The following is an 11,880-nucleotide window of genomic DNA, read 5'->3' as shown; positions in this document are numbered from 1 at the left end:
GATTTCCTTCAACGCCGGAACTCATCGTGTAGACTCGGGCCACCCACTCCAGAGCGGTCCTTCCGCAGTCATCACCCATGAGAGAACAAGTCCCAGACGAAATTCGACAGCCCCCCGTCAGGACCTCGGCCGTGTCCGTGCCTCCTTCGAACGCGTGCCTATCCGGAACGGATGTCTGCGAGCTTGCCAAGGCCACCGTAGACCATGACTTCATTTCAGAAACCCGTCTCGAGACTGCGATTGAGCACCAATGCCGGATGGCCCTGTTCGTGAATGGGGGAAGAGCATGAGCGCGATACCCGAGGCCTACTGGGAGATGATTGCGCCGCTGATCGAACGGGCGCGGATCCTTCTCGAGGACGGCGAGAGCCTGCGCCCCATCGCCTTTGTCGGTTCGCCCGAAAAGCGAACGATAGGCACCGTCGTGCTCAGCACCGCCGAGGGGGACGTCAGGGACAGTTCCGCCGAACAGGTACGCCGGGCGGCATACCGGGAGGATGCGGACTTCGTCTTCACCATCATGGAGGCCTGGGGGCTGCCGCCGAACAAGGTGGACAAGTACCAGGCCATCCTGGAGCAATACGGGTCCATCGAGGCCTCGCCCTACGCCATCGATCTCGTTTCATTCGCACTGGAAACCCGCGACGGGTCCTGGGTCGCGCAGGTCGAGGTGAAGCCGAAGGGTGTCTCGAAGCGGAAGAAGACCTTCGGCGAGCCCCGCTTCCGGCTCTTCCCCTCATCCGAGGGCGGGTTCGCGGAACTGCTGCCCCAGCGCGCGGAACGCAGCGACGGCGGCAGCGCCTTGCATTGAGACCCGTGATGCGCCACCCGCTCACCCGGATCTGCCGCCGCGCGAGACATTGCGCCGCGAGCACCCAGAGCAATGCTAAAGTCCAGTTTCACATTCCAGCGTGGCAGGTTGCAAAGCATCGTCTAGCGAGAACCGTCCCCGCACCAACGGCCTTTCGGATCGCGCAACAATGACCCGGTCCACGGCCCACAGTCGCCTCAGGAGAAATCGGATATGAGCTTCGGAAACATTATCGGGCAACTGCTCGGAGACGGTCTTGCGGGCCAGTCGAACACCCAGGCACGCGTAGGGCAGAGCGCGCAGAACATAGCGCAGGGCGGCGCCGGCATGGAGCAGATCCTCGGCTCCCTGCAGTCCATGATGGGTGGCGGCGCACCGGCTGGTGGCGCCGCCCCGGCGAGTGGCGCCGCCCCGGCAGGCGGCGGCGGCTCGGGTGGCGGGCTCAGCGGCCTGGCCGCCGCGGCCAAGAGCATGCTCGGCTCACCGCAGGTAGGGGGCATGTCCGGTGCTCAGCTCGGTGGCCTGGGCGCCCTCGCCGGTGCCTTGCTGGGCGGTGGAAGTGGTGCCGCGAAGGGTGCCGCCGGCGGCGGGGCAATGGCCATTCTCAGTACCCTCGCACTGAGCGCGCTGCAAAAGTCCCGTGGCGGCGGCTCCGGCGCGCCCGGTGCCGGCATGGCCGCTGTCGCTCCATCCCAACAGGAGCTCGCTTCCGTCACCTCGGAAGAGGGCGAGCGTCTGGCCTTGCGCGCAATGATCGCGGCCGCGAAGGCCGACGGTCAGGTGGACCAGACCGAGATGGATCGGCTCCTCGGCCAGCTGGAACCGGACGCGATAAGCGAAAGCGAGCGACAGTTCGTGATCGATGAACTGCAAAGGCCGCTGGATGTCTCCGAGATCGCCCGCGAGGTACAGACGCCTGCTCAGGCGGCGGAGGTCTACGCGGCCTCCCTGCTCGCCATCGACATCGACAGCGACCGGGAACGTGAGTACCTGCGCAATCTGGCCGCTGCCCTGCGGCTGGACCCCGGCGTGGTCACCTTCCTGCACCAGACCACGGGCGCGCCGAAGGTGTGACGGGAGATGCCACCATCCCGCGCGCTCTGCGAGGGGACGGTGGCATCGTTCGATCAGGGCGTGAGTTCGAGTTCGCTGCGCAGACGCGCGATCAAGGCTACCGACTCCCCTGGCGAATAGGGTCGCGGATCGCCGTGGCCCCAGACCGGTCCTGGCCAGGCCGGGTCCCCGGCTCGGCGGCCCACCACATGCCAGTGCAACTGCGGCACGACGTTACCGAGGCTCGCCAGGTTCGTCTTCTCCACGCCCGGTAACGCCGCCAGCACCCGGGCACAATCGGCGAGCAACCCGTCCACCGCCGCGCGCTGATCGGCCGTGAGCTCCCACCACTCACGGAAGCGGCCCGTGGCCGGGATCAACAGCAGCCATGGATAGCGGGCGTCGCGGACCAGACGAACCAGGCAGCCGTCACGCATTCCCACCGGCAGGCTGTCCGCCTCCAGTCGTTCATCCAGCCGGAACACCGCACCCCCTCGCAGAACAAGCACGCCCCTGATTATCGCCAATACACCGCCGTTTGATAATGGCCATCCCGACCACAACGCAACGGGTCAGGGGCGCGCGTCACTCCAGGCGCAAATCCCTATGCCGCAGGCGGCGGACCGAACAGCCCCGCCAGCGAAGGCGACAGCACGAAATCGAACGACGCCGCCAGTTCGGCGACCGGATCCTCCACCGGCTGGAACTCCGCCAGCAGCAGCGGTCGCAGGTGCTCGGGGACCCGGCGGAACAGCATGTCGTCCTCGTTCAGCGGCTCCCCGGCCACGTAGATCTGCGTGACGAACGGGACGTCGTCGCCCGGGAACACCGACGCGTGGATGTGCGGCGTGCGCCCCGGATAGGGCACCGGCCGGATGGTCCGGAAGCGGTAGCGACCCGCGTCATCGGTGACCGTGTGCCCGAAGCCCTGGAAGTTCGGGTCCTCCGCCGCGCCCTGGCGATCACGGGGGTGCCGGTAGCGCCCGTTCGCATCGCACTGCCAGATCTCCACACGGACCCCCGCGAGCGGCCGCCCGTCGACCTCCGTCACGCGTCCAGAGAGGTCACTGATCTGCCCCGCAGCCCGCCCGGAGCGGCCTTCGACCCGGGTCAGGTCGTTATCCTTGTGCAGCGGGGGAGTCACCGGGTAGAACGGGCCGGTCGCCTGCCCCGGAGTCAGTACGCGCTCGACGGCGCCCAGCGGCAGCGACAGCAGCGCAGCGCCTCCGCCCAGCACCAGCCGCCGGCGCAAATTCGCATGTCGGGACATCGGACACCCTCCGAAACGATGGATCACGGCAGTAAGACCCCAGTCGATGCCTGGCCGTTCCACCCCACCAGCCGCTTGGTCATGCGCGGCACCTCCGATCGAGAGAGCGTCCGCAACCCGCATCAATCGCCGAAGCTAAACTCGCTCTGCGCCCAGGACCCTGGAGCCTCGGCGACCTCGCCGGCCGGAACCAATGCGCTCACGCGCACGCCGAGCAGCCGCAGCGGACGGTCCAGGGGTGCCCGGCGCAGGCACTCCCGGCTCGCGGCCAGGAGCCCAGCCGGGTCGGCGAGCGGCTCGCGCAACGTGTGGTCGCGGGTCAGGGTACGGAAGTCCTCGTAGCGCAGCTTGATGCCCACGGTGCGCCCGCGTACACCCAGCGCCTGGAGATCGGCGGCCACCCGGTCGCAGAGGGCGACGAGAATACCGGTGAGCTCGGCGCGATCCCGCCGCGGATGCAGGTCGCGCTCGAAGGTGGTCTCGCGGCTGACCGACTTGCGTTCGGCCTCCGTCACCACCGGCCGGTCATCCTGCCCGTGCGCGGCCGCATGCAGCCAGGTGGCGTAGTTGCGCCCGAAGTGCTCCTGCAGCAGCCCGAGCTCCGCGCGGGCGAGATCAGCGATGCTGTGAACACCCATATGCTCGAGTCGTTTCGCAGATTTCGGCCCAATACCGTTGATCTTGCTTACTTTCATCGGCCAGATGCGCGCGGTGATGTCATCCGGACCGACCACGGTCAGGCCATCCGGCTTGTCCAGCTCCGAGGCGATCTTGGCCAGCAGCTTGTTCGGCGCGATCCCGATCGAGCAGGACAATCCGGTCGCATCGCGCACCGCCTCCTTGATCCTGCGGGCGATCGCGACGGGATCGTTCCGGTGGGCCGTCAGATCGAGGTAAATCTCGTCGATACCCCGGTCTTCGATCTGCGGCACGAGGGCCGCCACCGCACTCTTGAACCGCCCCGAGTAGCGGCGGTAGGCCATGAAATCCGCCGGCAGCAGGAACGCATCCGGTGCAAGACGGGCAGCGGTCATCAGCCCCATGCCGGAGTGAACTCCAAGGGCGCGTGCCTCGTAGGTCGCGGTGGTCACCACGCCGCGGCCGCGGTAGTCGCGCAGGCGGGCGAACTTGAGCACGCCCTCCTCACCCACCGTCGGCGCTTCGGCACGGCGCCCCCCGACCACCAGCGCCTGACTCCGCAGTTGCGGGTAGCGCAGCAGCTCCACGGACGCGTAAAAGGCGTCCATGTCCAGGTGGGCAATAGCGCGGTCCCGAAAGATCAGATCCCTCGCCTCCGATTGGTGGCATCGTCCGCCGTGACGTCATGGCGACAAGAGGCCCGAGCGATTAATTTTTATTCCCTCCGTCCCCTTTTCGTTTCACCGGCGTGACGCGTGCCTCGGCATCGATCGCCTGCGCTTCCACGGCCGCAAAGAGCGCTATGGACTCGCGGGGATAGTCGAGAATGAGATTCTTGAAGTTCTGGTCATGCGTCGTGCGCGGGGCCCCGCCTTCCGTGGCGGGATCGGTCCATGGTACCGAGTCCGGTTCCGAGCGGTTATCGGAATACCTCGTCGAGTGTCGAGGCGGTGAGGATGCGTTCCGACCACTGTAGCAATGCATCGGCATCAGCGGATTCCACCTGGTCGCGGGCACTCTGGGGCAGATTGCCAAAACGCAGTGACAGCTGACGCAGCAGCATCTGTGCTTCACCCTGCCGAATACCTCTCTTCACGCCCCGTTCCAGGCCTTGTTCCAGGCCCTCTTCCCGGCCCTTCTCCAGAAACCGCTCTGCAAACCGCGTCATCTCAGCCACCTCCTCCGGGTACCGCTGGCGGTAAACGATGCGTTCATTCTCGTCCAGCGCCGCGTAGATGTCGATGAAATCCAGGTACTTGAGCTGCCGCTCCGGATCCGGCTCCAGGTCCGCCAACCCGCGCACCGCACGCGCATAGACCTCGAGTTTCTCTTCCGGAGCGTAGGCCATGTTCGGCAGGTTCAGACGGGCCACCAGATTGCTGCTCTGGAAATGCTCCCGTGCCGGAATCCGCCGCAACGGATAAGCCAGGAACCGGAAATCGAGATACGCCGCGGTGTCCCCACCGAGCGTCAGTTGCTCCGGAAAATCGCCCGCGTGCAGAAACACCACTACCGGAACGACCCGCTGTGTCTCCAGCAACTCCGAGAGATCCAGGCAGTAATGCGCGAGCCGGTGGATCGAGAACCGGGCCGGTTCCGTCTCCTCCTCGATCACGAACAGCATCGCCTCGCGCCGCCCGTCCGGCCACTCCACCAGCAACGGAACGTCCAGTTCCCGGAAGCGCTCGCCGAGCCGTTCCTGCAGCTGCTCCTGGCGCACCGGAGTCACGCGTGCCTCGGCATCGATCGCCCGCGCTTCCACGGCCGCAAAGAGCGCTATGGACTCGCGGGGATAGTCGAGAATGAGATTCTTGAAGTTCTGGTCGTGCGTCATGCACCGGGGCCCTCCGTCCTTGGCGGGATGAGCGAATCCTATACGTTCCGGCCACACGTTCCAATCGGCGGCGGCGCCAGCGACGCTCGGACATAGGGAAAATAGGGACGGAGGGAGCAAAACCTAACTCCTCTATTCCCTTTTCTATAACTTTTTGGCCACCGTCACCACCCACAAGGCCTGTTGCCCCCACTTAATTTTTGTGCATACCATAATCCAATGGAGACGGAATTCGACAGCCGCAAGGACGCGGCCAACCTCGCCAAGCACGGCGCATCACTTGCCGATGCCAGGCGTCTGGACTGGGACACGCTTTGGGCGATGGACGATCGACGCAGGCCCTACGGCGAACAGCGAATGATCGGCTACGCACTGATGGGCGACCGTCTGTTCTGCGTGGTGTTCGCGGACAGACACGGGGTCCGCCGAATCATCAGCCTGCGCAAGGCCAACAACCGGGAGATCGCGCGCTATGCCGAAGTTTCTGACACTCCGTGACGGTCGCCAAGTCGCACTGAATACGCCAGAAGAGGACGCTGCGATCAATGCCGCCGTTGAAACGGATCCTGATACGCATCTGCCGACGGACGAGGAACTCCGAAGCCTTCGGAAGGCCGGACGTCCGAAAGCGTCCGTGACCAAGGAACGGATCACGATCCGGCTGTCACCCGAGGTCGTGGAACGCTTCAGGGCATCCGGCCCCGGCTGGCAGACCCGAATCGATGTCGCTCTCAAAGACTGGCTGACCACCCACAAGCCCTGACAAGTCCACTCATCGACAACCATGGTTACGGTCTACACGCAAGAAGTGGACAAGGTGCGCGAGTCGATGCGCCGCCTGACCGAACTCGGCCGCCAGGGCATCGCCATCAGCGGCCAGGACTACGGCAGCCGTACCGAGTTCCTGTACACCGGCCTCAACGACCTCAAGCCGGCGATGATCGAGGAGGCGACCCGCAACGCACGCGAAGTCGCGGCGCGCTTCGCGGAAGAGTCGGAGAGCCGCCTCGGCAAGATCCGCACCGCCAGCCAGGGCCTGTTCAGCATTCAGGACCGCGACAGCAACACGCCGCACATCAAGAAGGTGCGCGTGGTCTCGACGATCGAATACTACCTGGTCGACTGACCGTCGCGGTCAAAATGCGCACGTCTCGGCGTCGCACCCGGAAGCCTGCTCGGGCAACCCGGCCAGACCACCCGCCTGGCCCCGATCGTCAAGGAATACATCGAGAAGGGCAACGCCCCCGGCGGCCTGATCGAGCTGGCTGAGGACACGAACCTGGTCGCTGCGCTGCAGATCACCGACGACGAGTTCCGGACCCTGGCGAACATCGCGCTTCCGGCGAGCGTCGATCGGGCTGGGTACGTGCAGCTGCTGATGACGGTTCGGGCGATCATCAAGGCCTGTCGGTGGATGAACAGTTTCCCCTTCCTGAAAAGGGCGTTTATCCTTCTTATGTTCTCTCGGATAGCGTGTTTCGTCCTACCGCGGCGCCTGTGAGGCGAACGGTGTTTGCGGCGGTTTTTAACGAACGGAACGAGAGCAGCTTCGGTAGAGGCAACGTGCAGCAACAACGCCCACTGGACATCGACCATCTTCGTCGCCTGGCCACCAAGTTATTCACCGACGGCCAGTATTTTCATGCCGACATGTTGTTGGCGGAGCTGGCTGACCTGAACGAAGAAGATCGCGCACAGATCGCACTTCGCCGCGCGCAGATCGGGTTACTGAGCGACCGACCAGGCGATGCCAGCGCACAGTTGGCGATCGCGCGTGACGAGTACGGCCGCCACGTTTACTTCGTTGGGCTGGAGGCCGACGTGGCAGTCCGCAAGGGCGACCTGTCCTCGGCCGTTGCATCGCTGCGCCAGCTGGGGCGACACGCCCGGGCCGATCACCTCGAACGATTCGACGGTGAATGGCACCAGGTCGCGAAACTGTCGAGCGAGCCGGTTACCTGGGACGACACGCACCCCCTCCCCCTCGTCGAGGTCAGCGTCAACGACCAGGCAGGGCGCTTCGTTCTCGATACCGGCACCGGGGATTGCCTGCTGGACAGCGAGTTTGCGCACCGCGCTGGTGTTGAACCCGGCCCCTACGACCAGGCCAGCTTCGCCGGCGGCCATGTCGGTCACTGGCGACTCGCCAAGATCGAAAACCTGCATATCGGTCGATCCGAGTTCAGAAAAGTCCCCGGCATGATTGCGCCTCTGGGCAACGCTTTCCACCATATCGCCAATGCCCGCGTCGACGGCATCATCGGCGCAGGGCTGCTGCGTGCCGCGGGTGGCATCGACATTGAATACCGCGACGCCCGATTCACGCTTGGATCACCCAACGTCGAAGGCGGGGAAGCGCTGTGGATTGCAGGCCCGCACTACCCGCTCACCTCCTGCCGCGTCAACGGCGGACCACCATCGAGCTGGTTTATCGACAGCGGCATGAGCGGAATCGAGCTGGCATGCTCGGAGTCGGCTGCCCGCCGTCACGGCGCACGACCGCTGCAACAGGATGTCGCAGCTCATGGTGGTGGTGGATCATTGGCCGCAAAGGCCGTTCGCATCAGGCACTTCCAGCACGCGCAACTCGAGTACCCCGAACTCCCCGCCGCGGCACTCAAGGAGTTCAACCTCGGACGCGAACTGGGGATCCGCATCGGCGGCATCATCGGCCACAACTGGCTCGCAAGGCACCGGGTAAAACTCGACTACCGCACGATGCAGACCCACATCAGCATTGATTGAACGGACAGGAGCCCGGCGTGGCAGCATCGAGTGGATTGCCCTGGCCACCACCACCTCCGGCGAGGTCACGCACAGGGTCGTTCACGATGCCGTCGAATGGTTCGCAGCGGACGAGACCGCCGACATACCGTTGGCTCCGGCGGGCGTCCCTTTGTTGGCATCGGTCTGGGTGACCCAGAAGAGGGCTATCGGAACACCTCGTCCAGCGCCGCGTAGATGTCGATGAAATCCAGGTACCTGAGTTGCCGCTCGGGATCCGGCTCCAGGTCCGCCAGCCCGCCCACCGCACGCGAGTTCGTCATCCCGGCCGCAGCGAAGCGGAGAGCCGGGATCCATCGGCCCCGACCCCACAGGCTCACCCCCTGAGCCACCCCCTCCCCTATACTCGGGCCCGAGGGCACCGGGGAGCCACGGCGGATGACCGATACGGTCGGCTACTACAACCGGAATGCCGCGCGGTATGTCGCGGACACCGTGGAGGTCGACCTGTCGGCGCTGCACCAGCGGTTCCTGGCGCAGGTGCCGGCGGGCGGGTTCATCCTGGATGCCGGCTGCGGCTCAGGGCGGGACAGCTACGCCTTTCTACAGCAGGGCTACCGGGTGCGTGCCTTCGATGCCGCGACCGAGATCGCCCGTCGCGCTGCCGAACATATCAAGCAGCCGGTGCAAGTACAGCGCTTCGAGGAACTCGACGAACACGCCGCCTACGACGGCATTTGGGCCTGCGCCAGCCTGCTGCATCTCCCTGCAGCCGAACTCCAGAACGCGCTGCAGCGCCTCTGGGCCGCACTCAAACCCGCCGGCGTTCTGTATCTCAGCCTGAAGCACGGCGACGGCGAGCGCGTCGACGCCGAGGGCCGCCACTTCACGGATGCCACCGAAGGCCACCTGCGCGACTGGCTGGCCGAACTGCACGAAGTCGCAACGATCGACTGCTGGCTCACCCCCGATGAGCGCCCGGACCGAACCGAGACCTGGCTGAACGCGATCCTTCGCCGGAAGACCGCACCGGCCGCGAAGCTCGTCACGGGCGAGGCCACCAACCCCTTCCTCGCGCAACTCTGCGACGCCATCGCCCACGCCGACGAGATCGACCTGGCCGTCAGCTTCGTGAAGGTCACCGGCCTGAACATGCTGCTGCCCGAACTGCAAACCGCCCTCAGCCAAACCGAGGAACCCACCCGCCCCCCGGCGCGCATCCGCATCGTCACCAGCGACTACCTCGACGTGACCGACCCCGAGGCCCTACGCCTGCTGATGCTGCTACAGGAACAGGGCGCGCAGGCCCGCGTGTTCCGTTCCGCCGGCACCAGCTTCCACCTGAAGGCCTACCTGTTCGCACGCTTCGGCGCGAACCACCAGCTGCGCGGCACCGCGTTCATCGGCTCCAGCAACATCAGCCGCCAGGCGCTCACCGACGGGCTGGAGTGGAACTACCGCGTCGAATACCCCGGCGACGACGGCTTCCTTGAAGCGCGCGCCCGGTTCGCGGAGATCTTCCGCGACCCACGCACCGTCCCACTTACCGACGACTGGATCGAGGGCTACGAAAAGCGCCGCATCCCACCGCCGCGCCCGATAGCGCCGGGCAGCCAGGAAACCGAGCCGCCACCAGAACCGACGCCGATCCAGTCCGAAGCCCTCGCCGCACTCGAAGCCACCCGGCGCGACGGCTACCGGCGCGGCCTCGTCGTGCTCGCCACCGGTCTCGGCAAGACCTGGCTCGCGGCCTTCGACGCCGAAGATATGGGCGCCCGGCGCGTGCTGTTCGTCGCCCACCGCGAAGAGATTCTGGGCCAGGCCGCCAGTACCTTCGCACGTATCCGCACCAAGGCGCGCATCGGCTTCTACATGGGCCAGACCCGCGACACGCAGGTCGACGTGCTCTGCGCGTCGGTGCAGACGCTCGGCAAGAGCGCGCATCTCGAGCGCTTCCCGCCGGACCACTTCGATTACATCGTGATCGACGAATTCCATCACGCCGCCGCACCCACCTACCGGCGCCTGCTCAGCCACTTCGAGCCGCGCTTTCTGCTCGGCCTCACCGCCACCCCGGACCGCACCGACCAGTCCGACATCCTGTCCCTATGCGACGACAACCTCGTGTTCACCCGCGATTTGTTCGCCGGGATCGAGGCCGGACTGCTCGCGCCGTTCCACTATTACGGTATCTGGGACGAGTCGGTCGACTACCGCGAGATCCCCTGGCGCAACGGCCGCTTCGACCCGGAACAGCTGTCGCACAAACTGGCCACCCTCGCCCGCGCGCGGCATGCACTGAAGCAGTGGCGCCAACGATCCCAGCAGCGCACCCTCGCCTTCTGCGTGTCGATCCGCCACGCCGAGTACATGGCCGAGCAGTTCCAGCGCGATGGCATCGCGGCCGCCGCAGTGTACGGCGGCTCCGACTTGAGTCGGGGCGAGGCACTACAACGCCTCACCGACGGCCGCCTTCAGGTCATCTTCTCGGTCGACCTGTTCAGCGAGGGCGTCGACCTGCCCAGCATCGACACCATCCTGATGCTGCGCCCCACCGAGTCGAAGATCCTGTTCCTGCAGCAGCTCGGGCGCGGCCTTCGCAGGGCGGAGGGGAAGGAGAAGCTCGTCGCCCTCGACTTCATCGGCAATCACCACGCCTTCCTGCACAAGACCCAGGCCTTGGCGCAGGCCGGCGCGACCTACCGCGAACTCGCCGCGTTTGCGCGCAAGGTGGAAGCTGGCCGTCTCGAACTGCCCGACGGCTGCTTCATCAACTACGACCTGGCGCTGATCGATTTCCTGAAGTCCCTCGACTCCGACGGAACCGCCAAGGACTACCAGGCCCTGAAGGACGGTCTCGGCCGGCGCCCGACGCTGGCCGAGTTCTACCGCTCGGGCGCGAACCTGCCGCGCATGCGCAAGGAGTACGGAAGCTGGTTCGAACTGGTGGCGGCGAACGAAGATCTCGACGAACCCGAGACGCAGGTGGCAGCGGCACAGCGCGAGTTCCTGCGTGAACTCGAAACCACACCGATGACCAAAAGCTTCAAGATGGTCCTGCTAGAGTGCTTCCAGGAACTCGACGGCTGGGCCAAACCCCCCAGCCTCGAACAACTCGCGCAGCGCTCCCGTGCGGTCCTCGAACGCCGGCGCCCCCTTCTGAGCGACCTGCCTGAAAACATGCGTGACGGCGAAAGCAGCTCCAGCCTGACCTGGCAACGCTACTGGCGCGTCAACCCGGTGAACGCCTGGATCGGCGGCAATCAACCAACCGCCACACGCACCTTCTTCCGCGTGGCGAACGAACGCTTCGAACCCACCTTCGAAGTGTCGCCCGACCACCGCGAACCCTTCGCCGGACTCGTGCAGGAACTGATCGACTACCGCCTCGCCGCGTACGAGGCCCGCGCCGCCGCGACCGCGCCACCAGACAACGTCGTCCCCTTCCAGCCGACCCAACCCAACCGCACCGAACTTCCCTACTTTCCGAACCTGCGCATCGCCTGCGGCCACTTCAAGACCGGGCGCACCGATGCCGAGGAACACCGA

The 11,880-nt window shown here is 65.8% G+C and carries 11 protein-coding genes; 7 read left to right on the top strand and 4 right to left on the bottom strand.

Annotated elements, in window-relative coordinates; all coding sequences use genetic code 11:
- Window positions 1-286: 286 nt before the first annotated feature.
- Window positions 287-811 carry a hypothetical protein gene (locus tag ACESMN_RS12045; protein WP_373053847.1) on the top strand — a complete coding sequence of 175 codons (525 nt, stop codon included), beginning with the start codon at window positions 287-289 and terminating at the stop codon, window positions 809-811.
- A gap of 213 nt (window positions 812-1,024) precedes the next feature.
- The gene (locus ACESMN_RS12040; protein WP_373053846.1) at window positions 1,025-1,885 is read left to right on the top strand and encodes a tellurite resistance TerB family protein; all 861 of its coding nucleotides are present in this window, start codon (window positions 1,025-1,027) and stop codon (window positions 1,883-1,885) included.
- A gap of 53 nt (window positions 1,886-1,938) precedes the next feature.
- Here ACESMN_RS12040 and ACESMN_RS12035 read toward each other — a convergent pair whose 3' ends face one another.
- The 4 genes from ACESMN_RS12035 to ACESMN_RS12020 form a co-directional block, all read right to left on the bottom strand.
- A complete protein-coding gene (locus tag ACESMN_RS12035) occupies window positions 1,939-2,349 on the bottom strand; it encodes an HIT family protein (protein ID WP_373053845.1) in 411 nt (136 codons plus the stop codon).
- Between the two features lie 119 nt (window positions 2,350-2,468).
- Window positions 2,469-3,134 carry an intradiol ring-cleavage dioxygenase gene (locus ACESMN_RS12030; RefSeq protein WP_373053844.1) on the bottom strand — a complete coding sequence of 222 codons (666 nt, stop codon included), beginning with the start codon at window positions 3,132-3,134 and terminating at the stop codon, window positions 2,469-2,471.
- A gap of 122 nt (window positions 3,135-3,256) precedes the next feature.
- Complete coding sequence (dinB, locus tag ACESMN_RS12025; protein ID WP_373053848.1) at window positions 3,257-4,396, bottom strand: DNA polymerase IV; 1,140 nt, start codon at window positions 4,394-4,396, stop codon at window positions 3,257-3,259.
- Between the two features lie 296 nt (window positions 4,397-4,692).
- Window positions 4,693-5,607 carry a DUF4351 domain-containing protein gene (locus ACESMN_RS12020; RefSeq protein ID WP_373053843.1) on the bottom strand — a complete coding sequence of 305 codons (915 nt, stop codon included), beginning with the start codon at window positions 5,605-5,607 and terminating at the stop codon, window positions 4,693-4,695.
- A gap of 219 nt (window positions 5,608-5,826) precedes the next feature.
- Between ACESMN_RS12020 and ACESMN_RS12015 the strand changes: the two genes are divergently transcribed.
- The 5 genes from ACESMN_RS12015 to ACESMN_RS11995 all read left to right on the top strand — a co-directional run.
- The gene (locus tag ACESMN_RS12015) at window positions 5,827-6,105 is read left to right on the top strand and encodes a BrnT family toxin (RefSeq protein WP_373053842.1); all 279 of its coding nucleotides are present in this window, start codon (window positions 5,827-5,829) and stop codon (window positions 6,103-6,105) included.
- On the top strand, window positions 6,080-6,370 hold the full coding sequence (locus ACESMN_RS12010; protein ID WP_373053841.1) for a BrnA antitoxin family protein: 291 nt from the start codon (window positions 6,080-6,082) through the stop codon (window positions 6,368-6,370). The genes ACESMN_RS12015 and ACESMN_RS12010 overlap by 26 nt, the downstream gene beginning before the upstream one ends.
- 21 nt (window positions 6,371-6,391) lie before the next feature.
- Complete coding sequence (locus ACESMN_RS12005) at window positions 6,392-6,733, top strand: hypothetical protein (protein ID WP_373053840.1); 342 nt, start codon at window positions 6,392-6,394, stop codon at window positions 6,731-6,733.
- Between the two features lie 284 nt (window positions 6,734-7,017).
- On the top strand, window positions 7,018-8,352 hold the full coding sequence (locus tag ACESMN_RS12000; RefSeq protein WP_373053839.1) for an aspartyl protease family protein: 1,335 nt from the start codon (window positions 7,018-7,020) through the stop codon (window positions 8,350-8,352).
- Window positions 8,353-8,769: 417 nt separating this feature from the next.
- On the top strand, window positions 8,770-11,880 hold a 3,111-nt coding region (locus tag ACESMN_RS11995), incomplete at its 3' end, for a DEAD/DEAH box helicase family protein (RefSeq protein ID WP_373053838.1).

The sequence above is a fragment of the Thioalkalivibrio sp. genome, assembly GCF_041690275.1.
GTDB lineage: Bacteria > Pseudomonadota > Gammaproteobacteria > Ectothiorhodospirales > Ectothiorhodospiraceae > Thioalkalivibrio.
This window is presented reverse-complemented; position numbering and strand designations above follow the sequence as displayed.